Below are 24324 nucleotides of genomic sequence, written 5' to 3'. Positions count from 1 at the left end.
CTGAAGACGGCGGGGGGCCGGGACGCGAGCCGCGTCCCGGCCCCCGCCGGTTCCCGAGGTCCTTAGCGGACGCCCTGGAGCTCGGCCAGGGCGGAGCGGATCACGTTCAGGCGCTGGACAATGACCTCCTCGCTGTAGGGCAGGTCGGTGCTACGGCACTCGGCGGCGAGCCGGGACAGGGTGCGTACCTCCGGGAAGCCCTGCTGGGTCAGGGCGGTGACCTCCTCCAGGGCGGCCCGTCCGGTGGTGGCACCCCCCAGGTCCACCCACTGCCCCAGCCGGCGGGCGCAGCGGTCCAGGCTGGAGGTGACCCCGCGGATGACGTCGTCGAGCTCGGCGGCCTGGTTGCGCACGGAGCGCACCACCGGGGCGAGCCCTGCGAAGCCGGTGTCCAGGGCCTCGCACAGGTCGGTCAGGGACTGGACCGCCCCCTGCTCGGAGCCGTTGAGGGTGGAGGCCGCGAAGCGCCCCACCATGAGCGTCAGCAGCCGCATGAGCGCCACCGAGAAACGTAGTTGGAGCACGGCGGAGCGCATGGCCTGGAGACGCCGGGGCAGGCCCTTGAGCCCGACGCCGGCGCTGCCGGCCAGCTCGGTGATCTGCGTGGCCAGGCTCTGGCTCCTGGAGCGGGAGAAGGAGGCGACGTCATGGGAGACCAGGGTCTCAATGCGGCGAATCCGCCCGGTGACGTCGTTGAGCGTGCCCTGGGCCTGCTCCATGGTCCCCAGTAGACGCAGGTACTCGTCGAGCTGGAACACCAGGGCGTTGGTGTCGCGCTCAATGGTCGCCGCCGTGCTGAGGACCCGGGGCACGGGGCCGTGGGCGCCGGCCGCGGCCGGTACCCGCACGCCCTGACGCACCAGGGCGGCCACCTCCCGCGGTAGGCTGACCAGGGTCAGGTCGTGCAGGGAGGTCATCCCCAGGGCCTCCAGCTCGGAGGTGAGCTCGCGGGCACCGAACTCGGCGACCTGCCGCCGGGAGGCGCCCTGGTTGGCCAGGGACCTCTCCTTGCCCCGTACGCGGCGGTAGATGTCCTCCACGGCGGACTGGGTGGCGGTGTCCATGGGGCGGCAGCGCACCGACAGGAACCCGTCGTGCAGGGGCACGATGGTGGCGAAGACCCGGTAGTCTAGGTTGTCGGCGGCACGGTTGATGACATAGGCGCACACCGGCTTGTTGGCCAGTAGGTCATCCCACATGAGACGGAAGACACCACCGGGCATGTCCTGGTGCCGGATGATGTTGTGGGGCGACCCGACAAGACGATCGCGTGAATATCTTGAAAGAACATCAAACGTAGTGTTCGTGTTCTTAATGACACCCTTGGTGTCTGTGGTAGAGAAGAAGATGTCCTGTGGATCAAACAGGCGCTCATATCCGATCTGCGTTTCCATAGTTACATCTCACTGCTAGGGGAAGGACTTATCTCGCCTCAGAGCAGGTCAGAAGGAGCACTCGGACCAGGCGCGGCGACTCGTGAGGGAGTCTAGTGTCTGCCGAGGAAAAACGCATCTGCGTGTCAACGCCGGATCCTGCCGCGCAGGCGGTATCATCCCCAGCCCGTCCTCCGTCTGACTGCCATCACATGTGTTCAGGGACACATCACGGGCACCTACCACTACCCCGGCGGCGGACGCGGCCGAGGCGCGTTTGGCACAATGGCCGGGTGACTCCGTCCCCCTCCTCCCCCGCCGCCGCCCCGCGCCCGGCGGACCAGATGCCCCGACTCCTTCACGGCGTGTCCTCCAGCCCCCTGTCCCAGGAGCCCGACCCCACCTGGACGGTGCCCTGGCTCCTGGCGGACCGGGTGGCCCGCCTGCCCGAGGCCACCCTCATCGAGCGCAAGTCCCAGCTCGGCGACAGCTGGACCAGGGTCAGCGCCCAGGCCTTCGGCAAGGAGGTCACCCGCCTGGCCGCCGGGCTGATCGGCATGGGCCTGGAGCCGGGGGCCAGCGTGGCGCTCATGGCGCGGACCTCCTTCGACTGGTCGCTGCTGGACATGGCGATCGCCAGGGCCGGCCTGGTCTCGGTGCCGATCTACGAGACCGACTCGGCCGACCAGGTGGCCTGGATCCTCCAGGACGCCCAGGTGCGCCTCCTCGTCGTCGAGTCCGCCGCCCACGCCGAGGTGGTGCGCACCGGGGCCCGGTCCCTGGCCGCCACCTGCCCCGAGGCCGCCCAGGCCCCCGTCCTGGTCCTGGAGCGGGACGCCCTGGCCGCCATTACCGCGGCCGGCCGGGAGGTCACGCTCTCCCAGGTGGACGAGCGCTCCAACGCCCTGACCAAGGACGACGTCTACTCCATTATCTACACCTCGGGCACCACCGGGCGCCCCAAGGGCGTGGTCATCACCCACGCCAACGCCGCGGGCCTGGCCTGGAACGGCGTGCGCTGGCTCCCCCAGCTCCTCAACTCCCCGGGCACGCGCCTGCTGCTGTTCCTGCCCCTGGCCCACTCCTACGCCCGGTTCCTCCAGCTGCTGGCGATCGCCGGGCAGGGGGTGCTGGGGCACACCCCCGACGTCAAGACCCTCCTGCCGGACCTGGCCGCCTTCGCCCCCACCTACGTCCTGGCCGTCCCCCGGGTCCTGGAGAAGATCTACAACGCCGCGGACGCCAAGGCCGGCAGCGGCCTGAGGCTCAAGACCTTCCGCTGGGCGGCCAAGGTGGCCATCGCCTACTCCCGGGCCCTGGACACCCCCCAGGGGCCCGGGACCGGCCTGCGGGCCTCCCACCACCTGGCCGACCGCCTCGTCTACCGTCGTCTGCGCGCCCTGCTGGGCCCCAACGCCCGCTACGCCATCTCCGGGGGCGGCCCCCTGGGCGAGCGCCTGGGCCACTTCTACCGCGGCATCGGCCTGGTCATCCTGGAGGGCTACGGCCTGACCGAGACCATCGGCCCCGCCCACGTCAACCTGGACACCGTCAACAAGATCGGCACCGTGGGCCCGCCGGTGTGCGGCAACGAGACCAGGATCAGCCCCGACGGCGAGGTCGAGGTCCGCGGCATCGGGGTCTTCCCCCGCTACCACAACAACCCCGAGGCCACCGCCGAGTCCTTCACCCCTGACGGGTGGTTCCGCACCGGGGACATCGGCAGCCTGGACGACGACGGCTGGCTGCGCATTACCGGCCGCAAGAAGGAGCTCATTGTCACCGCCGGGGGCAAGAACGTGGCCCCGGCGGTCCTGGAGGACCGCCTGCGCGGCCACCCCCTGGTCAGCCAGGTCCTCGTGGTCGGGGACCGGGAGCCCTTCATCTCCGCGCTCATCACCCTGGACGCCGAGATGCTGCCCCAGTGGCTGGCCAACCACGGCCTGCCGGAGATGGACGTGGCCCAGGCGGCGACCAACCCGCAGGTGCTCGCCGCCCTGGACAAGGCCGTGGCCCGCGCCAACCGGGTCGTCTCACGCGCCGAGTCCATCCGCGCCTACCGGGTCCTGACCACCGACTTCACCGAGGCCAACGGGCTGCTGACCCCCTCCTACAAGGTCAAGCGCGCCGCCGTGGTCAAGGCCCACGCCGAGACGATCGCCGACATCTACAAGTCCACGCGCAGGGGGCCGCAGGACTAGCGGCCCGGCGGCTACCCGGTCCGATTCGACGCGGGCCCCGACCCGACCGGGCCGGGGCCCGCACCCGTAGCCGGGTGCGCGGGCGCCAGCACCATCTGGTGCCCTCTGGGCTGAGGCCGTGCCCCGTAGCCGGGTGCGCGGGCGCCGGTGCCACGGCGCGTCCGGCAGAAGGGTCCCCGCGCGGCTTGGCAGTAGGCCAGGGTCACAGCACCACGTAGGTGCACCGGGCCTGCCGGGCGTCAGACAATGGCCCCATGACCTCCATCCCCAGTGACCCCACGCCCACCGGCCCCGGCCCCGTGTACTCCACCCCGCTGCTGGTACCGGTCCACCAGGGGATGACCGCGCCCTGGGCCCTGGCAGAGCGTGAGCGCCGCAACCCGCAGGGCCCCCTGGTGTGCCGCAAGGCCGCGCTGGGGCGCACCTGGAGGACCATGAGCGCCTCCAGCTTCCGCGCCCAGGTGCGTGAGGTGGCCGCCGGGCTGGTGGCCTGCGGCCTGCGGCCGGGGGACCGGCTGTCCATTATGAGCCACACGAGCTACGAGTGGACCCTCCTGGACTTCGCCGCCTGGGAGGCGGGCCTGGTCGTCGTCCCCGTCTACGAGACCTCCTCGGCCGAGCAGGCCGAGTGGATCCTCACCGACGCCGGGGTCAGCCTCATCGCCGTGGAGGACGAGTCCATGGAGCGCATGGTCGAGGCCCTGCGTCGTACCAGCCCCGCCCTGACCGACCTGCAGATCCTCAATGTCGCCCGCGAGGGCGTCACCGAGCTCATCGCGGCCGGCAAGAGCGTGGACCACGCCGAGCTCGACGCCCGCACGGGAGCGCTGACCAGCTCGGACCTGGCCACCATCGTCTACACCTCCGGGACCACCGGACGCCCCAAGGGCGTCGAGCTCACCCACGGCAACCTGGTGCACCTGAGCGTCAACACGGTCGTCCACCTGCCCGAGATCCTGGGCCACGAGGCGGTGCGCCTCCTGCTCTTCCTGCCCCTGGCGCACGTGCTGGGCCGGTTCGTCCAGATCGCGATCGTCTGCTCGCCCTACGGCGTCATGGGGCACGCACCCGACATTAAGAACCTGGTCTCGGACCTGGAGACCTTCCGGCCCAGCTTCATCCTGGCGGTGCCCCGCGTCTTCGAGAAGATCTACAACGCGGCCGACGCCCGCACCTCCGGGCTCCAGCAGAAGATCTTCCGCACGGCCGCCAAGACCGCGATCGCCTACTCCCGGGCCCTGGACACCCCCCAGGGCCCCAGCCGGACCCTGCGCGTCCAGCACCGGCTGTTCGACCGTCCGGTCTTCTCCGCCCTGCGCCGCATCCTGGGGGGCAAGGTCACCCACGTCGTCAGCGGCGGCGGGCCCCTGGGCGAGCGCCTGGGCCACTTCTACCGCGGCGCGGGCGTCACCGTCCTGGAGGGCTACGGCCTGACCGAGACGGCGGCCCCCGCCACCGTGGCCCAGCCCGCCACCATGGTCATCGGCACCGTGGGCGGGCCCATGCCCGGCACCCAGGTGCGCCTGGCCGAGGACGGGGAGATCCTCATCCGGGGCATCGGCCTGTTCACGCGCTACCACGACAACCCCGCCGCCACCGCCGAGTCCCTCGTGGAGCTGCCCGCCGAGCCCGCTGACCGCGCACCCTCCGGCGCCGCACGCGCCCAGGAGGGCGACGGGGCCCCGGCCACCGAGCGCTGGTTCCGCAGCGGGGACATCGGCACCTTTGACAGGCACGGCTTCCTGCGCATTACCGGCCGCAAGAAGGAGATTATTGTCACTGCCGGCGGCAAGAACGTGGCCCCGGCGGTCCTGGAGGACCGCCTGCGTGGCCACCCCCTGGTCAGCCAGGTCCTCGTGGTGGGTGACAACCGCCCCTGCATCGGGGCCCTGATCACGCTGGACGCCGAGATGCTGCCCCTGTGGCTGGCCAACCACGGCCTGGAGGACATGGACGTGGTGGCCGCCGCGGCCGACCCCCGGGTGCGTGCCGCCCTGGAGCGGGCGGTGGCCCGGGCCAACGAGGCGGTCTCGCGGGCGGAGTCAATCCGCACCTTCACCATCCTGCCCACGGACTTCACCGTGGCCAACGGCCTGCTGACCCCCTCCCTGAAGGTGCGCCGGGCCCAGGCCCAGGAGCGCTACGCCGCGCAGATCGAGGAGCTCTACGCCCTGCCGCCGCGCTGAGCCCGCCTACGGTCCCCCGCCGGGCGGGTCCGGTCGACGTCCAGGTCCACTCCGGTGGACTCCCCCAGCTGACCGCCGGGCGGGTCCGGCTGCGTCCTCGTCGCCATGACCGAGGGCGGGTCCGGCTGCGCGGCCGCCTCCTTACGTAACACCGTCATGCCAGCCCCGGGCCGGACGCCGGCCTAGTCGTGGTCCTGTCCGTCCCTGATCGCCTCGTGGTGGCGGATGACCTCGGCGACTATAAAGGCGAAGAACTTCTCCGCGAAGACCGGATCCAGCCCGGAGTCCGCGGCCAGGGCCCGCAGCCGCGCCACCTGGCGCCGCTCCCGCCCCGGATCCGAGGGCGGCAGGTCCAGCTCGGCCTTGAGGTGCCCCACCAGCTGGGTGCAGCGGAAGCGCTCGGCCAGGAGGTGGACCAGGGCGGCGTCGAGGTTGTCAATGGTGGCCCGGTAGCGGGCCAGCTCAGGGGGCACCCCCGGCACACCCCGCTCCACCTGCTCGGCGGTGCCGACCAGCTGGGCCGATCCCGGCCCCTGCGGGTCGTCCGCCCTCACCGGGACCACGCCCCCGGGGCGCACGGTCCCATCAGGCGCTCCGTCGCGCCCGCTTGGAGGTGGCGGCCAGGACCCCCGGCCCGGCCTCGTAGCGGGGAGCCCCCCCGCCCCGGACGGCGTCGACGTCCACGACCACGCGCCCCACCTCCGGCATGGAGGGGACCTCGAACATGGCCTGCCCCAGGATCTCCTCCACGATGGAGGTCAGCCCCCTGGCCCCGGTCTTGCGCTCCAGGGCCAGACGGGCCACCGCCTGGATGGCTTCGTCGGTGAAGGTCAGCTCCACCCCGTCGAGGCTGAACAGGTACTGGTACTGGCTGACGAGCGCGTTCTTGGGCTCGGTCATCACCCGCACCAGCTCGGGCACGCCCAGGTCCTGGACGGTGGCGATGACGGGCAGACGGCCGATGAACTCCGGGATCATGCCGAACTTGTGCAGGTCCTCGGGACGTACCGGCTCGGTGAAGACGTCCTTGGCGGAGTCCGAGGCCAGGGTGGCACCGAACCCCATGAGCTGGGCGCCGGCCTCCTTGCGCTGGCGCTGGCGCACGATCTCCTCGATCCCGGCGAAGGCCCCGGCCGCGATAAAGAGGATGTTGGTGGTGTCGATCTCCTGGAACTCCTGGTTGGGGTGCTTGCGCCCGCCCGTGGGGGGCACCGACGCCGTCGTGCCCTCGATGATCTTCAGGAGGGCCTGCTGCACCCCCTCACCGGAGACGTCGCGGGTGATGGAGGCCGACTCCGCCTTGCGGCCGATCTTGTCGATCTCGTCGATGTAGATAATCCCCTTCTCGGCCCGCTTGATGTCCCCGTCAGCGGCCTGGATGAGCTTGACCAGGATGTTCTCCACGTCCTCGCCCACGTAGCCGGCCTCGGTCAGGGCGGTGGCGTCCACGATGCAGAAGGGCACGTCGAGCATCTTGGCCAGGGTGCGGGCCAGGTGGGTCTTGCCGGTGCCGGTGGGGCCCAGGAGGAGGATGTTGGACTTGCCCAGCTCCAGGCCCTCCCCCTCCCCCACGGCGCGCTCGCGGACCTGGACCCGCTTGTAGTGGTTGTAGACGGCCACGCTCATGGCCCGTTTGGCGGCCTCCTGGCCGATGACGTACTCCTCCAGGAAGTCGAAGATCTCCCGCGGCTTGGGCAGCTCCAGGGGGACGCCGGCACCGTTCTCGCTCAGCTCCTCGTCCACGATCTCGTTGCACAGCTCAATGCACTCGTCGCAGATGTAGACGCCGGGGCCCGCGATCAGCTTGCGCACCTGCTTCTGACTCTTGCCGCAGAAGGAGCACTTGAGTAGGTCGACGCTCTCAGCATTGCGTGGCACGGTTCCTCCGATTCGTGCGTCAGGGCGGGGGCCTCAGCCTATGGCCAGCAGGCCCAAAAAGTCAGCAACTTCACCTCAAATGTGTCATACACGCCACTGGAGGGCCTCGAGGTCCGACGGCGTCACCGCGCCGTCGGGCCTCAGGGCCGGGCCGGTGGGTCAGGATGCGTGGGGCGAGGGCAGGGCCTTGCGCGAGGCAAGCACCTGGTCCACGATCCCGTACTCCTGGGCCGCCTGGGCGGTGAGGATCTTGTCGCGCTCCAGGTCCTTGTGGACCTTGTCGCGGTCCTGGCCGGTGTGGGCGGCCAGGGTGTCCTCCAGCCAGGCGCGCATGCGGTCGATCTCGTCGGCGACGATCTCGATGTCGCTGGCCTGGCCGTGCATGCCCTCCATGGCGGGCTGGTGGATGAGGACCCGGGCGTTGGGCAGGGCCAGGCGCTTGCCGGGGCTGCCGGCGGCCAGCAGCACCGCGGCGGCGGAGGCGGCCTGCCCCAGGCACACGGTCTGCACCTGCGGCTTAATGTACTGCATGGTGTCGTAGATGGCCGTCAGTGCCGTGAAGGAGCCGCCGGGGCTGTTAATGTACATGGTGATCAGCCCGTCGGGGTCCTGGGACTCCAGGACCAGGAGCTGGGCCATAATGTCGTCGGCACTGGCGTCGTCGACCTGGACGCCCATGAAGACGATGCGGTCCTCGAAGAGCTTGGCGTAGGGGTCCTGGCGCTTGAAGCCGTAGGCGGTGCGCTCCTCGAACTGGGGCAGCACGTAGCGCGAGACGGGCAGGGGGCCGGCGGTGCCGGCGGCGCCCGTCTGCCGGGTGACGGCGTCGAAGTAGGGGCGGGTGCTCATGTCAGTTCTCCCCGTTGCTCTGGGCCTGCTGGCCGATCTCGCGGCTGGAGCTCACAATGTGGTCCACGAAGCCGTACTCCAGGGCCTCGGTGGCGCTGAACCAGTGGTCGCGGTCGGAGTCGGCCAGGATCTCCTCCACGGTGTGCCCGGTGTCGGCCGCCGTGATCTGGGCCAGCTCGTGCTTCATGGCGATAATGAGGTCGGCGTTAATGCGGATGTCGGTGGCGCTGCCGCCCGCCCCGCCGGAGGGCTGGTGCATGAGGACGCGGGCGTGGGGGGTGATGTAGCGCTTGCCCCGGGCCCCGGCGCTCAGCAGGAACTGCCCCATGGAGGCGGCCAGCCCCGTGGCCACGGTGACGACGTCGGGCTGGACGTACTGCATGGTGTCGTAGATGGCCATGCCGGCGGTCACCGAGCCGCCGGGGCTGTTGATGTAGAGGTAGATGTCCCGTTCGGGGTCCTCGGCGGCCAGGAGCAGCATCTGGGCGCAGATGGCGTTGGCGTTGTCGTCACGCACCTCGGAGCCGAGCCAGATGATGCGCTCCTTCAGGAGGCGGTTGTAGATGGAGTCGGTCAGGGCCAGGCCGTTGCCGGGTCCCTCGGCCGCCGGGGTGCTCCCGGCCGCAGAGTGCTCGCTCACGAAAGTCCTCTCGTTGTGCTTGGTGCCCAACTTAACCCCGGCGACGGAGCCGGTATGCCCGCTGTCCCGGCCTTTCGCCGTGGGCGCATGGGGCCGCGGCGCCGGCTGCGGGGCGCCGGCGGCCCGCGGCGGCGCCCAGGAAGGGGCCCAGGGACCGGCGTCGCCCCGGCCACGAACTGGCCCGGCACCTACGTCCCAGCCCCGGGGGACCGGCGTCGCCCCAGCTGGCACGAACTGGCCCCTGGCGCCGGGGACAGGAAGAGGATAGCCTGATCTCACTGATTTATGCCGGAGGAAACAGGATCAAAGTACATGGACGTCACACAGGACCCGCCCCGGGACAGCGGCCCCGGCCCGGGAGCCACGCCCCCGCACCCAGCAGGTCAGGGCCACGGACAGCGTACGGCCCCCGAGGCGTCCCGCATGCAGGGCCACTGGCTCCTGGCCCGCCTGGGCAAACGGGTCCTGCGCCCCGGTGGCATCGACCTGACCCGCCGCATGCTCGCTGCGGCCGCCCTGGCGCCCGGGGAGCGCGTGGTCGAGCTCGGCCCGGGCGTGGGCCGCACCGCCGAGCTGCTGCTGGCCCGCCACCCCTCCTCCTACCACGGCGTGGACCCCAACCCCGAGGGCCGCAAGCAGGTGGCCGCCGTCCTGGAGCGCCACCCCGGGGCCGAGTACGTGGTGGCCGACGCCGCCGCCACGGGCCTGCCCGCCGCCAGCGCCGACCTGGTGGTGGGCGAGGCCATGCTCACTATCCAGTCCGACGAGCACAAGCGTGAGATAGTCGCCGAGGCCGTGCGCCTCCTGGCCCCGGGGGGCCGCTACGCCATCCACGAGCTGGCACTGCGCGGGGACCGCTCCCCCGCCGAGCTCGAGGCGGCCCGCAAGGAGCTCTCTCGCACCATCAGGGTCGGCGCCCGCCCGCTGCCGCTGGAGGCCTGGAAGGACCTGCTCACCGACGCCGGGCTGGTCGTGGAGTGGACCGGCACCGCCCCCATGCACCTGCTGGAGCCGGGCCGCCTCGTCCAGGACGAGGGCCTGCTGGGCGCCGCCCGCTTCTGGCGCAATGTGCGTCGCACCCCCGGGGCCCGCGACCGGGTACGGGCCATGCGCCAGGCCTTCCAGCTGCAGGGCGAGCTGCTCAGCGCCGTGGGCATGGTGGCCCGGAGGCCCCAAGCATGAGCGCCCCGGCCCCGGAGGCCGCCACCGACCTGGTCCTGGACCACGTCACCATGGTGCGCCGCGGCCTGACCCTGGTGGAGGACCTGTCGCTCACGGTCCGTCCCGGCCAGACCCTGGCCGTCACCGGCCCCTCGGGCGCGGGCAAGACCACGCTCCTGCGCGCCGTCTCCGGCCTGTCACCCACCGACGCCGGCAGCGTCAGGCGCCCCGACGGCCGCCTGTCCCAGGTGTTCCAGGAGCCCCGGCTGCTGCCCTGGTACTCCGCGCACCGCAATATCTCCCTCATTGTGGACGGCCCCGCCCCGGACCTGGCGGCCGTGCAGTGGCTGGAGCGGGTGGGCCTGGCCTCGGCGGGCCACCTGCCCCCGGCGCGCCTGTCCGGCGGCATGCGTCAGAGGGTGGCCATTGCCCGGGCACTGGCCGCCTCACCCACCCTGCTGCTGGTGGACGAGCCCTTCTCCGCCCTGGACCGGCCCCTGGCCGCCTCCCTGCGGGCCGACCTCATGGCGCTCCTGGCCGACCAGGACGTGGTGACCGTGTGGGTCACGCACGACCCGCAGGAGGCCGAGGAGGTCTCCCACCTCCACCTGCACCTGGACGGCCCGCCTGGCACCTGGCACCTGGACACCTGAGTCCTCACTGCCTCCCCGCGGCCCCGGCCCCTGCCCGCACCACCCACCCGACCACCGTCTACCGCCAACCGGCACCACCTCGCGAAAGGAAACACACCATGAAGCGCCGCTCCCTCCTGGCCCTGGCCGGGCTCGGCCTGCTGACCCCGGGGGCCCTGGCCGCCTGCTCCTCCGACTCCCCGTCCGGATCCGGCAGCGCGGACCCCTCCACCGAGGCCTCCGGGGCCAAGGTCCTCGACGTCCTGCGTGTGCACACCCCCACCACCCTGGCCTACGCCGCCCCCATGACCTCCTTCGGCACCTACGGCAACCTCGACGCCGTCGTCGGGCAGGTCAAGAAGGACAACTGGGCCAGTGCCGACGTGCTCAAGTCCCTGCTCGTCAACGGCGAGACGGACCTGGCAGCGACCCCCTCCTACGTGGCGGCCAACCTGTTCAACAAGGGCGTACCGCTGCGCCTGGTCGCCATGCAGGTGTGGGGCATGCTCTACGTCATCGGCCCCGCCGGCTCCTCCGCCCAGGGCCTGGAGGCGCTGCGCGGCAAGACCGTGGGCGTGCCCATGCCCAATAACATGCCCGACCTGGTCTTCCGCTACCTGCTCGGGCAGAAGGGGTGGAACGCCGACACCGACCTGACCATCACGCCCTACACCGAGGGCCAGGAGGCGCTCAGCGCCCTGATGGCCGGGGAGGTCGAGTACGCCGTCCTGCCCGAGCACGCCGCCAGCGCCTCCCTGGCCAAGGCCAAGCAGCAGGGCAAGGCCCTGGAGCGCACGGTCAACCTCCAGGAGCTGTGGGCCGAGGTCACCGGCGGCAAGGCCCGCTTCCCCATGGCGGGCCTGGTCATGCCCCAGAGCCTGACCGACTCCCACCCCGAGCTCGTGGGCGCCGTCCTGAACGAGCTAGAGGCCGCCGTGGCCGACGTCAACGCCATGTCCGACGCGACGGTGCAGGCGATCTCGGAGGCCAACAACGTGCCGGTGCCGGTGGTCAAGGAGGTCATCCCCCGCCTCCAGCTGGAGATCGTCCCCGCCGCCGCGGCCCAGGGCGACCTGGAGGACTTCTACACCAGGCTGTCCACCCTCAGCCCCGACATTATCGGAGGGTCCCTGCCGGCGAAGGACTTCTACGTCGCCGACCCGCGCTAATGCACGAGCCGCGGTCCCGCACCCAGCGGCTGCGCGCCGTCGCCCTGTGGTGGGCGGGCATCGCCCTGGCGGTCCTCGTCTGGCACCTGGTGGCCCGCTCCCAGCCCGCCTACGTGCTGCCCAGCCCCCAGGCCACCTGGGCCGCGCTGCTCGACCTGGCTGGCCGGGGGCGCCTGGGTGACGCCCTGGTGCTGACCATAGGGCGCGGCGCCACCGGGCTGGGACTGTCGTGCCTGGTCGGGCTGCCCCTGGGCTGGGCCATGGGCACCTGGACGTGGCTGCGTGAGCTGCTGGACTCCTGGGTGCAGGTGCTCCTGTCCGTGCCGCCGATCGTCATCGTGGTGGTCGGCATGGTCTGGCTCGGCCCCACCGCCGAGGTCGTGGTCCTGGTGGTGGCCCTGGTGACCCTGCCGCTGCTGACCACCACCGTGCGCGACACCGTGGCCAGCGTGGACGCCGACCTGCTGGAGATGGCGCGGGTGTTCGCCAGGGGCCGGTCCTGGACGGTGCGCCGGATCATCCTGCCCGCCGTCGCCCCACCGGTACTCTCGGCCCTGACCGTGGCCGTGGGCCAGAGCGTGCGGGTCACCGTCATGTCCGAGCTGCTGAGCACCACCACGGGCCTGGGCGCCATGGTCCAACGGGCGCGGACCAACCTGGACACGGACGACGTGTTCGCCCTGTCCGTGGTCATGGCGGCGCTCACGCTCGTCCTGGAGCTGTGCGTCCTGGGACCGCTGAGGCGTCGGCTGGCCCGCCCCTGGAGGTAGCAGCTCCGGGGAACACGTCAGACAATCTGCACCATGCCTGAAGTACAAGTACGTCATTGAAAGGAACCACTATGCCTATGACGCCTGTCACCGAGTCCCTCTTCTGCCTGGGCCTGAACGAGGCCCTGCCCATTAGCGAGGAGGCCACGACCTCGCGCGTCGTGGTCAACAACGACGTGCTGCGCACCGTCGTCTTCACCTTCGACGCCGGCCAGCAGCTCACCGAGCACGCCTCTCCCCGGGCCGTCGTCGTCACCCTCCTGGAGGGCGAGATGGACTTCTCCATCGGCGAGCGCACCGAGCGCATGGGGGCCGGTGACGTCATCTACCTGGCGCCGAACGACCGCCACGCCCTGACCGCGGTCACCGCCTGCCGCATGCAGCTGGTCATGGTGGACGTGGACAACGACGCCGTCGGCGCGCACCAGGGCTGAGACGACGCCTGGGCCAGCCGGCGGGGCGGAGGGGGACCAGCACGGCCCCTCCGCCCCGCTGCCGTGGGGCGCCCCGGGGCCGGGCGGCAAACCCCGCAAGACGAGGGCCCCGCACCGGCAAGACGGTGCGGGGCCCGACACTATTGAGTGGACGACGGGTAAGGGGCCGAGGCGCGCGGGGGCTCAGCGGGCCCGGCTCACTCGGCGCTCGCGGCGGAGGCGGCGCTGTCAGCGGACTCGGCCGACTCGGCGGACTCAGCGCTCTGGGCCGACTCAGCCGACTCCGCGCTCTGGGCCGACTCAGCCGACTCCGCGCTGTCGGCCGACTCGGCGGACTCAGCGCTGTCGGCCGACTCGGCGGACTCCGCGAACTCGGCGTCCACGGTGAACTCATCGGCCCCGGCAGGCGCGGGCTGGTCCGACGCGGCCTCGTCGGGCGCGGGCTGGTGAGCGCCAGCGGCGTCGAGCTCGTCGGAGCCAATGAACTCGGTCAGGTCCAGGACCTGGCCGTCGGAGTCCTTGACCTCGACGTGGCGCAGGGCCATGGCCAGGGACTTGTTGCGGGCGATCTCGGCGACGAAGGCGGGGATCTGGCCGGCCTTCTGGGCGCCCTCAATGAACTTCATGGGCTCCATGCCGTACTGCTGGGCGGTCTGGACCAGGAAGTCGATGAGCTCGTCCTGGCTGACCTTGACCTCCAGGCTCTCAGCGAGGACGTCGAGGATAATCTGGTCACGCACCGTCGAGGCGACGTCCTCGCGGATCTCCTTGGCGTGCTCCTCGTCGCCGTCCTTGCCCTCGGCGGACAGGTGGTGCTTGACCTCCTCGTCGACCAGGGCCGCAGGGGCCTCCACCTCGACGGCCTGGCGCAGCACCTCCAGGAGGGCGTCACGGGCCTCGATGGCCTGGTCGGCGTTCCTCCGCTCAATGACCTGGCGACGCAGGTCCTCACGGAGCTCGTCCACGGTGTCGAACTCGGAGGCCATCTGGACGAACTCCTCGTCGACCTCGGGCAGCTCGCGCTCCTTGACGGCGGTGACAGTGACCGTGACCTCAGCCTCCTCCCCCTCGTGCTCGCCCCCGGCCAGGTGGGTGGTGAAGGTGGCGGACTCGTCGAGCTGCATGTCCAGGAGGACGGCGTCCATGCCCTTGAGCATGCTGTCCGTACCGAGCACCTCGTAGGAGACCCCTGAGGCGGAGTCGACCTCCTCGTCGTCAATGACGGCCCTGAGGTCGAGGGTGACGAAGTCCCCGAGGCGGACCTCGCGCACCACAGGGTGCAGTGACCCGAAGCGCATACGCAGGGTGTCGACCTCGTCGTCCACGTCCGCCTCGTCGACCGTGACAGAGGACACGGAGACCGACAAGTCCTCCAGCTCAGGGAGGTCGACAAGGGGACGGACGGTGACCTCGGCGCTGAAGACGAACTGGCCGCCCTGGGGTCCGGTGACATTGGGCAGGTCGGTGATCTCAACCTCAGGCTGCATCAGGGGGACGCGCCCGGCCTCGGTGACGGCCTGCCGGTAGAAGTCCGGAAGAGCCTTGTTCACGGCCTCCTGGATCACCGCGGCGCGGCCGACACGCTGGTCGATCACCGGGGCGGGAACGTGGCCCCTGCGGAAGCCGGGGACCTGGACCTGGGAGCCGATCTCCTTGTAGGCGGCGTCGAGGCTCGGCTTGAGCTCCTCGTAGGGGACCTCCACGGTCAGCTTAATGCGCGCGGGGTCAAGGTTCTCGACAGTGCTCTTCACGGGGCTTACTCCGAAGTGGTGGAAGTGGTGGGTGATGGACGCCGGGGTCCGGCGGACGCCGCGCCGGCGCCGATCTCCCGCATCCTATGGCATCCGCGGCGCCGGGCGCGAACCTCGAGACCTGACGCCCTGGGGAGCGGTCGCCCGGTGGTGCGCCGTACCGTGTTGGCGGCCTCCCTGCACCCGGGGCCGGCTCGCAGCTGGCTCTTGTCCCCGGTAAAACCCTGTGGCGGCCTCCCTGCACCTGGGGCCAGCTCCAGGCGGTCGCCTGGTGGTGCGTGTACGTCCGGGCCGACTCCCCGCACCCGGGGCTGGCTCGTGCCGGGGCCGACTAATCGCGCCCACGGTCCCATTGACATCGGTTACGAGCGGGCCAGGGCGCACTGGCCCACCACAGCCTCAGCCCTACGACGAGCGGGCCACCTCCTCGCGGGACAGGGGCTTGCGGGTCAGGTGCCAGGAGCCACAGGGGCACTGGTAGGCACGCACCGGGAGGCTGGGGAAACGCCGGCCCCGCCGCCCCCGGCGCTGAGCGACCCGGGCGCTCCGTCTCAGTCGCCGCAGGGCCGCCTGGGCCTGCTCGCGGTTGGCATAACCGACCTTGGACGGGGTGGGGCAGGGGCGGGTCACGGTTCCTCCTAAGAGGTGCTGGCTGTTCCACGTGGTGGCCCCGTCCCGCCAGGTCGCGGACGACGGCGGGACGGGGGCGCGGTGGGCTGGTGCGCCCCATACTCGCCCCTGCTACCGACACCAATGGAAAGCCCTTAGCAGATGAGGAGTAGACTCACGTACGGGTCACGGTGGTCCCAGTCCTGTCAGCCACCGGATCGGCCTGTCGCGCCGGCGACGAGGAACTGAGCAACTGGCCCGTTTGCGGTCGGCTGGATCGCGTCCCCGTGACTAAGGAGGAAACCATTATCTCGGTCGCCCGCAACGCCGAGGCCCGCCGGATTGAGCGGGCACGGGCCGAGCGGGCACAGGCCAGACAGGCCCAGGGCTGAGGGGCTGGTCCGCGCCGTCGCAAACCACTGACGTGGTACGCATCTGAGCCGTCCGTATTAGTCAGCTGCGCAGCCGACGACCGGGTTTATCCAGGCAAGCGCGTAAAGCAGTCAGCAGTCGGGGTGGCGGGATTTGAACCCACGATCTCCTGCTCCCAAAGCAGGCGCGCTACCAAGCTACGCCACACCCCGTATTAGGCGCCCAGGGCCACCAGGACACCCCCGGTGGCCCTGGGCTGCTCAGAGCGGGTGACGGGAATCGAACCCGCGCAATCTGCTTGGAAGGCAGAGGCTCTACCATTGAGCTACACCCGCAGTGGCAGAGGGCGCCGCCCCCTGTCGCGGTGGTCTCAGAACTCCAGGAGGCCCTCCTTGTAGGCGCGGACCAGACGACGGGGGACGGTGATCTCCCGGCCCCTGACGCGCACGGTGTTGAGCTCGGTCAGCTGGGCCCTCCACTGCGAACGACGTTTGCGGGTGTTGCTGCGGGACATCTTCCGCTTCGGGACTGCCATGAACCCGCTCCTCTCAAAGTATCTGGATCGTCCGATCCCTCGGAAACTGGACCAGAGGACACCTTAACGGCTCCTACCAGCCCGGTGCCAGCCCCCACCGCCTCCCGCCGTGTGAGATCCCTCCCCTCATCTGTGACGAGCGCGGCCCAGGATCTGCGACGATCGGCCCATGGCCACCTCCCCCACCGTCCTCACCCTGGCCCCCGGCGAGCAGCCTGAGACCGAGCTGGAGGTCAGGCGCTCACGCTTCCTGGCCCGCGCCGCCCGGACCGACACCGAGCAGGACGCCCGTGCCTTTATCACCTCCGTCCGCGCCGCCTACCCCGACGCCCGCCACCACTGCTCGGCCCTGGTCGTCCCCGGGCCCAGCGGTCTGGGCGCCCCGACCACGGAGCGTTCCAGCGACGACGGGGAGCCCGCCGGCACCGCGGGCCAGCCCATGCTGGAGGTCCTGCGCGCCAGCACCCTGGTAGGCGCCACCGTGGTCGTGACCCGTTACTTCGGCGGCGTCCTGCTGGGCACGGGCGGTCTGGTACGCGCCTACTCCCAGGCCACCTCCCAGGTACTGGCGGCCGCCCGGCGCGTGAGGCTGGCCACCCGCTTCCTGTGGGACCTGCGCGTACCCGTGGCCCAGGCCGGACGCCTGGAGTCCGAGCTGCGCCGCCTGTGCGCCGGGACGCAGGGGCCCTGCCCGGCCAGTGTGGAGGAGACCGTCTGGGGCCCCACCCACGCCGTCCTGACCCTGTCCACCACGCAGGACGACGGCGGCACCCTGCCCGAGATCGTCTCCTCCCTCACAGGGGGTACAGCGCTCCTGGAGGCGGCCGGGAGCCGCCTGACCGAGCTGCCCGTCCCGCAGTAGCCGCGGAGGGGACGACCGCCCCGGAGGCGTCCGCGCCCGGGATCCTCGCGGCAGGGCGCGGGCGGGACCCGGGACGGCAGACGGACGAGAGGCCACTTAGGGCAACCGCACGCCCCCCCGGTCCGCACCCCGAGGGGAGCCCTGAGCACCCCGTCCTCACGACGGGCCAAGGACCGTTCCGGTAGAGGACGGGACGGCCTGGACTTGACGGACCACCGCCCCGGACAGGTAGGGTCCTCCTAAGCGCGGCGCCACCGGCGCCGCCCCGCAGGAGAGGAGCACCCCATGGCGACCATGACCGTCATGCGTGAGATGCCCTGTTCCTGCCTGTGTCGGTAGGGCGCCAGGCCATGATCCTGGGCGCGCGTCGCAGCGCGTCCGCCCGGCGCCACGGCACCGTCCCCCTAAGGTCCTGAGCACGCTCCCAGGTCCCTGCGCACCCGGTGCCCCCCTACCCCCTCGGTCGCGACCCGAGCCTCCGCACACCCGGGGCCCTGCCCCGTCACCGCACACCCGGGGCCCTGCCCCGTCACCCTGAGCTACCCCTGCCACCGACAGCACCCCCACCACCGTTAGGACACCACCATGGCACACCCCCCGATCGCCGCCGACGTCACCGAGCTCGTCGGCTCCACCCCCCTGGTACGCATTAACCGCGTCACCGACGGCGCCCCGGCCACCGTCCTGGCCAAGGTCGAGGCCTTCGAGCCCGCCGGAAGCGTCAAGGACCGTATCGCCCTGTCCATCGTCCGGGCCGCGGAGGACTCCGGGGCCCTGCGGCCCGGCGGCACCATTATCGAGGCCACGTCCGGCAACACCGGCGTCGGCCTGGCCATGGTGGGCGCGGCCCTGGGCTACCGGGTCATCATCACCATGCCCGAGACCATGTCCAAGGAGCGGCGGGCCATTATGCGCGCCTTCGGTGCCGAGCTCGTCCTGACCACCGAGGGCGGGGTGGCCGGCGCGGTCAAGCGGGCCGAGGAGATCCAGGCCGCCACCCCCAACTCCGTCCTGGCCTCCCAGTTCAGCAACCCCGCCAACCCCCGGATCCACCGGGAGACCACCGCCCGGGAGATCCTGGAGGCGACCGGTGGCGCCGTGGACGCCTTCGTGGCCGGCATCGGCACCGGCGGCACCCTGACCGGCGTGGGCACCGTCCTGCGGGAGAAGGTCCCCGGGGTCAGGATCTACGGCGTCGAGCCCGCCGAGTCCCCGCTGCTCAGCGAGGGCCGCGCCGCCCCGCACAAGATCCAGGGCCTGGGCCCCAACGTCGTCCCCGAGATCCTGGACCAGGGGATTTGGGACGAGCTGCTGCACGTCACCAGCGAGGACGCCCTGACCTACGCCCGCCGGGCCGCCGCCGAGGAGGGCCTGCTGGTGGGGATCTCCTCCGGGGCGGCCCTGGTCGCCGCCAGCAAGCTGGCGCGCCGCCCGGAGCTGGAGGGCAAGACCATTGTCACGGTCCTGCCGGACACCGGTGAGCGCTACCTGTCCACCCCCCTGTACTCCGAGTACCTCAACTAAGTGCCACGACGGCGGCGCCCCGGGAACAGGGGCGCCGCCGTCGGTGTTTGACCTGGGCGGCCTGCTGCGCCCGCCGCCGGGAGAACCGCCAGGCCGCACCCGCGCGCCGTCCGCGCCCCACCAACCACCACCCTCCGGCCTTAAGGGCACCATGACAGACAAGAGACGCTCCTTCATCGACCAGGCCCGTGAGGACCTTGCCACCGCCCGTCGACGCGACCCCGCCGCCCACTCCAGTCTGGAGGTGGCCCTCCTGTACCCGGGGGTCCACGCCCTGTGGGCCTACCGGGCCGCCAACCGCCTGTGGCGCTCGGGCCACCACTTTGCCGCGCGGTTCGTCTCCCAGGCGGCCCGCAATGTCACCGGCATTGAGATCCACCCGGCCGCCCGTATCGGCGACCGTTTCTTTATCGACCACGGCATGGGCGTGGTCATTGGTGAGACCGCGGAGGTGGGCGACGACGTCCTCATGTTCCACGGCGTCACCCTGGGCGGGGTCTCCATGAGCCCGGGCAAGCGTCACCCCACCATTGGCAACAACGTCCAGATCGGGGCGGGGGCCAAGGTCCTGGGCCCGGTCGTGGTCTCCGACGGCGCCAAGATCGGCGCCAACGCGGTCCTGGTCAAGAACGTCCCGGAGGGGCACGTGGCCGTGGGCGTGCCCAGCCGCGTGCGTGACCCCAAGACCGACCCTGACCTCATGATGGACCCCACCATCTACATCTGAGCCTCCGGGTGGAACCCCCGACATTACGGCTGCGGGACGTGTTCGTCTTGGCCTCGGCCTGCTCGCCTGGGTGGAGCCCGTGACCTCAGTCCCCGCCGGCCACACCATGTAGCCCCGACCCGCGCGCCTGGGCGGAGCCCTGCAACTCATGCGCGCCGCGTTCCGGCAATCCACCCCGGCCCGCACACCCGGGCGGAGCGGTGCTCACCGCGCGTCCCCGGCGCACCGGGGACCAGCGCCCAGAGCGCGATGCGGCAGATCCGCCAGATCGTGCGCGTCCTCGGCGCGCCTGGGACCAGCCTGGCGGAACAGGGCTGGGACGTCCCGGCCCTGGCGCGTCCCCGGCGCACCGGGGACCAGCCCTGGCGCGCACGGGCGGAGCTTGGTCATGCGCCACCTCCAGCTGGTCGGGCACCACCCCGGCCCGCGCACCCGAACGGAGCCCCCGCGCGAGCAGGCTCAGAAGCGGGCCCTGGTGCCCTGGCCTGCGCGCCCCGGCACCGGGCCGGGCACCAGGGCGGGTCAGCGGACGACGGCGCCCGTGGCCAGGGCGTGCAGGCGGGTGAAGACGGCCCCGCCGGAGGCCCGTGAGCCGTTGTGCTCGTACTCGCTGGTCACCCAGGTCCTCAGCCCTGGTACGAGGGCGGCGGTCTGGAGGGAGTAGACCATGGGCACGAAGACGTCGCGCGCGTAGACGGCCGCCGCCCCACGCACCCGGGTGGAGCGCAGGGCGACCGGATCGTACAGGCGGGGCCACTCGTGCCCGGCCAGGAGGTCGGCCACCTCCAGCCAGGGGGCCAGCAGGGGGTCCTCAGCCAGGTGGGCGTGGCTGACGTGCTCGCCGGTGAGCAGGGTGGGGTCGTCGTCGAACTCTGCCGGGAGGGTGCGCTCAGCGGCCCAGGCGCTGACCCCGCCGTCGGCCCAGCAGGACTCGTGGACGACGGCGTACAGCGGGTTGCGGGCGCTGAAGGGCAGCATCCCGGCCAGGTCGTGGCGGAAGCGTGCCGAGGCGGGGTCGGCCTCCAGGAAGTGGTGCAGGGAGTCCATGCCGCCGCTGGCACCCAGGCAGATGCCGACGCCGCGCAGGCGCTCGGGACCCACCGGGTGCCCGCCCGGGGTGAGGACCTCCCCGCGCCCAGCAGCCTCCATGAGGGCGGCCACACGGTCCCGGTCAGTGGGGTAGCGGTCGTAGTACTCCTCGCTCCTGACCCGCATGGCCTCGTAGGTCAGGGCGTAGACCTCCTCGATGCCGTGCCCGACGGCGGGCAGGCCCCCGGTGAGGTAGGCCTGCTCCAGGCTGGAGGCGTGGGCTGACAGGTAGCGGGTGGTGCAGAAGCCGCCGAAGGACTGCCCTAGGACGCTCCAGCGCTCCAGGCCCAGGGCACGGCGCAGGTCCTCGCAGTCCTCGACGATCTCGTCGGCACGCAGGTGGGTGAGCAGGCGGGCGGTGGCGGCCGCGTCCCCTGCGGCGTCGGGGTGGTCAACGGGGGTGGAGGCGCCAGTACCGCGCTGGTCGATGAGGATGAGACGGTAGTGCTCCAGCAGGGCGCCCACCCAGCCCAGGCCGGCGTCGGGGCTGGGGCGGGGGGCCTCGAACCCGGGACCGCCCTGGAGGAAGACCAGTGGTGGCCTGCTCAGCGGGTCGGCCCCCGCGCACGCGACCTCCCGGGCGTAGACGGTGATGGTGGTCCTACCGTCGGGCGCCCGGTCCCCGGCCCCGCTACGGTCCAGGGGGACGGTCAGGCGGTGGTCGCGGGTGAGCAGACCAGCGGTGGCGGCCGACCAGGCGGTGGTGCTCAGGGGTGTGGTCATGAGCGCACTCTAGACGACCGCTCCCGGCGGGCGTGCCAGACAGCATCCTCGTCTCACCCCGGCACGCCCCCGCTCCCGGCGGGCGTGATGGCCTCCACCGCTCCTGGGTGCACGGGGTGGGGAAGCAGGTCGAAGAGGACCACCTCGACCATCTCTGACCACTCCCAGTGCGCGTGCGTGCCGGGCACCCAGACGGCCTCGCATTCATCGAGCGTCCCCGAGTGCGCGTACGGGGCCTCCACAGAGGCACTGCCCCCTCTTGCTTGCGCAGCAGGCTGCTTGTCGGGCGTGCGGGCACCGGGTAGCTGGGCTCGCGCACCCCCAGGTGAACGCGCTTTTGTGTAGGTGAACGTGTCCCGATGTTGGTAAACGCGCTCTGAGTCGGGTGAACGTGTCTTGAGGTAGATGAACGTGCTTTTGGTCAGGTGAACGCCATTCAAGCTAGCGTTCACCAGCACGAAAGCGCGTTTATTCCCGTGATATGGCGTCTACCTGCCCCAGAGCGCGTTCACCTCCACTCGGTCCGGCGCGCGGGCGCACCGGCAGAGCAGACGGGGCCCGGCTGTGGTGGGGTTAGGACCGTCGCATGCAGGTGGCGGCCTGGCGTGGGTGCGGCATGAAACCATGCGTAGTGGCCGCGAGTGGCGACCCCGGTCGGGGACGGCGGCAGTGGTGGGACCCAACTGTGGTGGGGCCATACGCCCTCAGGTGAACGCGCTCTGAGTCGGGTGAACGTGTCTTTAGGTAGATGAACGCGCTTTTGGTTGGGTGAACGCCATTCTAGCTGGCGTTTACCTGCACAGAAGCGCGTTCATACCCGCGAGATGGCGTCTACCTGCCCCAGAGCGCGTTCACCTCCACTCGGTCCGGCGCGCGGGCGCACCGGCAGAGCAGACGGGGCCCGGCGCCTCCCAGGACGAGCCGCCGCGAGCGCCTGGCCGGAGGTGGTGGCGGCCCGGGACCCGGCGTCTCCCGGGACGAGCCCGCCCCGCCATCCCCGGCACCACGCGGACAGCACGCCCAGAAGACCACCCGGCGCACCCACCAACCAGCCCAGACAGGACCACTGCAAGCACCCCCCCCCGTTCTCACGGCAAACAAATACCGTTCTCACGAGCAACAAGTACCGTTCTCGCGAGCAATAAGTACCGTTCTCACGGACAGAGAGGCGGGCGGGGCGGGGCGCCGTCTACCGCCGGACCGGTCAGCGGGTCTGGCAACCAATCAGCGGACCTGGCAACCAGTCAACAATGGGCCTGGGGCAGCTGATCAGCGGACCCGGCAACCGGTCAGCGGGCCTGGTGACCGGTACGGGCCTGGTGACCGATCAGCGGGCCTGGCAGCGGGGGCACCAGAAGAGGCGCCGTCCGGCGACGTCCTTGGCCGCCACCGGGGTGGCGCAGCGCAGGCAGGGGCGGCCGGTGCGGTGGTAGACGTACCAGCGCGCCGCCTCCTGGTCCCCCTCAGGCAGGGGGTCGGGGACGTCGGCCTCGTCCACGGTGGTGATAAAGCCGGTGGCGGCCCCGTACTCCATGAGCGGGACCAGGTCCTCCCAGATGGCCCGCAGCCTCCTGGCGGAGACGGCGCTGCCGGGGCGGAAGGGGCTCACCCCCACCCGGAACAGGGTCTCGGCGCGGTAGATATTGCCCGCCCCGGCCAGGACGGACTGGTCCATGAGGAGCTCACCAATGTCCTTACGACGCCGTCGCACCCCCTCCACGAAGGCCTCCACGTCCCCGTCCGCGCGCAGGGGGTCCGGCCCGAGGCGGGCGTGCACCGCGGCCACGCCGTCGGCGTCCAGGAGCTCGCAGGCCGCCGGGCCGGTCAGGTCGGCCACCCCGTGCTCACCCAGGAGCCTGAGCCGCACGGCCCCGCGGGGAGCGGGCAGGACCCACTGCCCGGCGGGCGGGGCCGCCACGGGTCCCGCCGGGGTGCTGCCGTCCGCCGCGGTGCCAGCGGCCTCCTGCCCGCCGCGCAGTCCGGACAGGGCCGAGCCCCCGCTGCGCCCGCGTCCGCCGGCAGAGGGCAGGGCGTGCTCCCCGCGCTCCCCCACCCTGCGCCGGGGCGCCCCGATGGAGTGCGGGGCGGTGAACTCCGCGTCGCCGTCGAAGGACCAGGAGCCGTACAGGCCCAGGTGGACGCGCAGCCAGGTGACGTCCGGGTCCTGCGGGTCCGCGTCCGCCCGGGGGGCGAAGGCCACGAAGAGGTGCTTGCCGTGCGCCTGGGCGCCCAGGAGCACCTGGCCGTCAAGGCGCTGCGCCCCGGCGGCGAAGCGGCCCTGGGGCGAGCTGGCGCGCAGGCGCTGCCCGCCGTAGAGCTCGGTGAGCGCGGAGGCCAGACGGTGGACGGTGTGTCCCTCGGGCACGGCGGCCGCTCAGCCGCGGGCGGCGTCGTAGGCGGTCAGCTGGCCGATCCGGCGCTGGTGGCGCTCATCGGCGCTGAAGGGCTCGGTGATAAAGGCGTCGACAATGGCCAGGGCCTCGGCGCGGGGGTGCATCCGGGCACCGAGGCCCATCACGTTGGCGTCGTTGTGCTCCCGGGCCAGGCGGGCGGTCTGCACCGACCAGGCCAGCGCCGCCCGGACGCCCAGGACCTTGTTGGCGGCGATCTGCTCGCCGTTGCCCGAGCCCCCGATGACCAGTCCCAGGCTGCCGGGGTCGGCCACGACCGCCTGGGCAGCCTCGAGGCAGAAGGCCGGGTAGTCGTCCTGGGGGTCGTAGACGTGGGCGCCGTGGTCCACGACCTCGTGGCCCAGGGCCGTCAGGTGCTCGGTGACCGCCGTCTTGAGGTCGAATCCAGCGTGATCTGCCGCTACGTGAATACGCATGGGTTGATTGTG

Annotated in this window: 22 protein-coding genes and 2 tRNA genes; 10 read left to right on the top strand and 14 right to left on the bottom strand. The window is 71.7% G+C overall.

Features of this window, described 5'->3' with window-relative positions:
* Positions 1 to 62 precede the first annotated feature (62 nt).
* Positions 63 to 1199, bottom strand: coding sequence for a diguanylate cyclase (locus JJJ15_RS10825; RefSeq protein WP_246742040.1), 1137 nt, complete (start codon positions 1197 to 1199; stop codon positions 63 to 65).
* A gap of 518 nt (positions 1200 to 1717) precedes the next feature.
* Here JJJ15_RS10825 and JJJ15_RS10820 point away from each other — a divergent pair.
* Together JJJ15_RS10820 and JJJ15_RS10815 are read left to right on the top strand one after the other, a co-directional pair.
* On the top strand, positions 1718 to 3574 hold the full coding sequence (locus tag JJJ15_RS10820) for an AMP-dependent synthetase/ligase (RefSeq protein ID WP_200512048.1): 1857 nt from the start codon (positions 1718 to 1720) through the stop codon (positions 3572 to 3574).
* A 254-nt stretch (positions 3575 to 3828) separates the two neighbouring features.
* Positions 3829 to 5760 (top strand): long-chain fatty acid--CoA ligase, encoded by a 1932-nt coding sequence (locus JJJ15_RS10815; protein ID WP_200510739.1) that lies wholly within the window; start codon positions 3829 to 3831, stop codon positions 5758 to 5760.
* A 182-nt stretch (positions 5761 to 5942) separates the two neighbouring features.
* On the opposite strand, the gene JJJ15_RS10810 is transcribed toward JJJ15_RS10815, so the two are convergent.
* From JJJ15_RS10810 to JJJ15_RS10795, 4 genes are all read right to left on the bottom strand, one after another.
* On the bottom strand, positions 5943 to 6275 hold the full coding sequence (locus tag JJJ15_RS10810) for a chorismate mutase (RefSeq protein ID WP_314717833.1): 333 nt from the start codon (positions 6273 to 6275) through the stop codon (positions 5943 to 5945).
* A gap of 70 nt (positions 6276 to 6345) precedes the next feature.
* Positions 6346 to 7638, bottom strand: a complete 1293-nt coding sequence (gene clpX / locus JJJ15_RS10805) for an ATP-dependent Clp protease ATP-binding subunit ClpX (protein ID WP_106108656.1) — start codon at positions 7636 to 7638, stop codon at positions 6346 to 6348.
* A gap of 159 nt (positions 7639 to 7797) precedes the next feature.
* A complete protein-coding gene (locus JJJ15_RS10800; protein ID WP_200510738.1) occupies positions 7798 to 8487 on the bottom strand; it encodes an ATP-dependent Clp protease proteolytic subunit in 690 nt (229 codons plus the stop codon).
* A 1-nt stretch (position 8488) separates the two neighbouring features.
* Positions 8489 to 9127, bottom strand: a complete 639-nt coding sequence (locus JJJ15_RS10795; RefSeq protein WP_200510737.1) for an ATP-dependent Clp protease proteolytic subunit — start codon at positions 9125 to 9127, stop codon at positions 8489 to 8491.
* Positions 9128 to 9439: 312 nt separating this feature from the next.
* On the opposite strand from JJJ15_RS10795, the gene JJJ15_RS10790 reads away from it, so the two are divergent.
* From JJJ15_RS10790 to JJJ15_RS10770, 5 genes are all read left to right on the top strand, one after another.
* Positions 9440 to 10309, top strand: a complete 870-nt coding sequence (locus tag JJJ15_RS10790; protein ID WP_314717760.1) for a class I SAM-dependent methyltransferase — start codon at positions 9440 to 9442, stop codon at positions 10307 to 10309.
* Positions 10306 to 10941 carry an ATP-binding cassette domain-containing protein gene (locus tag JJJ15_RS10785; RefSeq protein ID WP_200510736.1) on the top strand — a complete coding sequence of 212 codons (636 nt, stop codon included), beginning with the start codon at positions 10306 to 10308 and terminating at the stop codon, positions 10939 to 10941. The genes JJJ15_RS10790 and JJJ15_RS10785 overlap by 4 nt, the downstream gene beginning before the upstream one ends.
* Before the next feature lie 98 nt (positions 10942 to 11039).
* Positions 11040 to 12089, top strand: a complete 1050-nt coding sequence (locus JJJ15_RS10780; RefSeq protein WP_200510735.1) for an MqnA/MqnD/SBP family protein — start codon at positions 11040 to 11042, stop codon at positions 12087 to 12089.
* Entirely contained in the window at positions 12089 to 12859 is a 771-nt protein-coding gene (locus JJJ15_RS10775) for an ABC transporter permease subunit (RefSeq protein ID WP_200510734.1), read from the top strand. The genes JJJ15_RS10780 and JJJ15_RS10775 overlap by 1 nt, the downstream gene beginning before the upstream one ends.
* A 71-nt stretch (positions 12860 to 12930) precedes the next feature.
* Positions 12931 to 13293 (top strand): cupin domain-containing protein, encoded by a 363-nt coding sequence (locus JJJ15_RS10770; RefSeq protein WP_200510733.1) that lies wholly within the window; start codon positions 12931 to 12933, stop codon positions 13291 to 13293.
* 197 nt (positions 13294 to 13490) lie between these two features.
* Here the strand turns inward: JJJ15_RS10770 and tig are convergent, their stop codons facing one another.
* From tig to rpmF, 5 genes are all read right to left on the bottom strand, one after another.
* A complete protein-coding gene (tig, locus tag JJJ15_RS10765) occupies positions 13491 to 15044 on the bottom strand; it encodes a trigger factor (RefSeq protein WP_200510732.1) in 1554 nt (517 codons plus the stop codon).
* A gap of 405 nt (positions 15045 to 15449) precedes the next feature.
* A complete protein-coding gene (locus JJJ15_RS10760) occupies positions 15450 to 15674 on the bottom strand; it encodes a hypothetical protein (RefSeq protein WP_200510731.1) in 225 nt (74 codons plus the stop codon).
* 489 nt (positions 15675 to 16163) lie between these two features.
* A tRNA-Pro gene (locus JJJ15_RS10755) sits at positions 16164 to 16237 on the bottom strand.
* A 52-nt stretch (positions 16238 to 16289) separates the two neighbouring features.
* Positions 16290 to 16360 (bottom strand) — tRNA-Gly (locus JJJ15_RS10750).
* Positions 16361 to 16395: 35 nt separating this feature from the next.
* Complete coding sequence (rpmF, locus tag JJJ15_RS10745; RefSeq protein ID WP_106108647.1) at positions 16396 to 16560, bottom strand: 50S ribosomal protein L32; 165 nt, start codon at positions 16558 to 16560, stop codon at positions 16396 to 16398.
* 169 nt (positions 16561 to 16729) lie between these two features.
* Between rpmF and JJJ15_RS10740 the strand changes: the two genes are divergently transcribed.
* The 3 genes from JJJ15_RS10740 (at position 16730) to epsC (ending at position 19673) form a co-directional block, all read left to right on the top strand.
* Positions 16730 to 17422 carry a YigZ family protein gene (locus JJJ15_RS10740; protein ID WP_200510730.1) on the top strand — a complete coding sequence of 231 codons (693 nt, stop codon included), beginning with the start codon at positions 16730 to 16732 and terminating at the stop codon, positions 17420 to 17422.
* Positions 17423 to 18007: 585 nt separating this feature from the next.
* The gene (cysK, locus tag JJJ15_RS10735; RefSeq protein ID WP_200510729.1) at positions 18008 to 18946 is read left to right on the top strand and encodes a cysteine synthase A; all 939 of its coding nucleotides are present in this window, start codon (positions 18008 to 18010) and stop codon (positions 18944 to 18946) included.
* A gap of 151 nt (positions 18947 to 19097) precedes the next feature.
* A complete protein-coding gene (epsC, locus tag JJJ15_RS10730) occupies positions 19098 to 19673 on the top strand; it encodes a serine O-acetyltransferase EpsC (protein ID WP_200510728.1) in 576 nt (191 codons plus the stop codon).
* Positions 19674 to 20195: 522 nt separating this feature from the next.
* On the opposite strand, the gene JJJ15_RS10725 is transcribed toward epsC, so the two are convergent.
* The 4 genes from JJJ15_RS10725 to JJJ15_RS10710 all read right to left on the bottom strand — a co-directional run bounded on the left by JJJ15_RS10725 (position 20196) and on the right by JJJ15_RS10710 (position 24312).
* Complete coding sequence (locus tag JJJ15_RS10725) at positions 20196 to 21485, bottom strand: alpha/beta hydrolase (RefSeq protein WP_106108643.1); 1290 nt, start codon at positions 21483 to 21485, stop codon at positions 20196 to 20198.
* A 53-nt stretch (positions 21486 to 21538) separates the two neighbouring features.
* A complete protein-coding gene (locus JJJ15_RS10720; protein WP_106108642.1) occupies positions 21539 to 21727 on the bottom strand; it encodes a hypothetical protein in 189 nt (62 codons plus the stop codon).
* A gap of 1085 nt (positions 21728 to 22812) precedes the next feature.
* Entirely contained in the window at positions 22813 to 23850 is a 1038-nt protein-coding gene (locus tag JJJ15_RS10715) for a DNA-formamidopyrimidine glycosylase family protein (RefSeq protein ID WP_200510727.1), read from the bottom strand.
* Between the two features lie 9 nt (positions 23851 to 23859).
* Positions 23860 to 24312, bottom strand: coding sequence for a ribose-5-phosphate isomerase (locus tag JJJ15_RS10710; protein ID WP_200510726.1), 453 nt, complete (start codon positions 24310 to 24312; stop codon positions 23860 to 23862).
* Positions 24313 to 24324: the final 12 nt, after the last annotated feature.

This window comes from Actinomyces sp. HMT897 (genome assembly GCF_016626125.1).
In the GTDB taxonomy this organism is placed as follows: Bacteria; Actinomycetota; Actinomycetes; order Actinomycetales; family Actinomycetaceae; genus Actinomyces.
The sequence above is the reverse complement of the archived record's forward strand: the minus strand, read 5'-3'. Positions and strand labels throughout refer to the sequence as shown.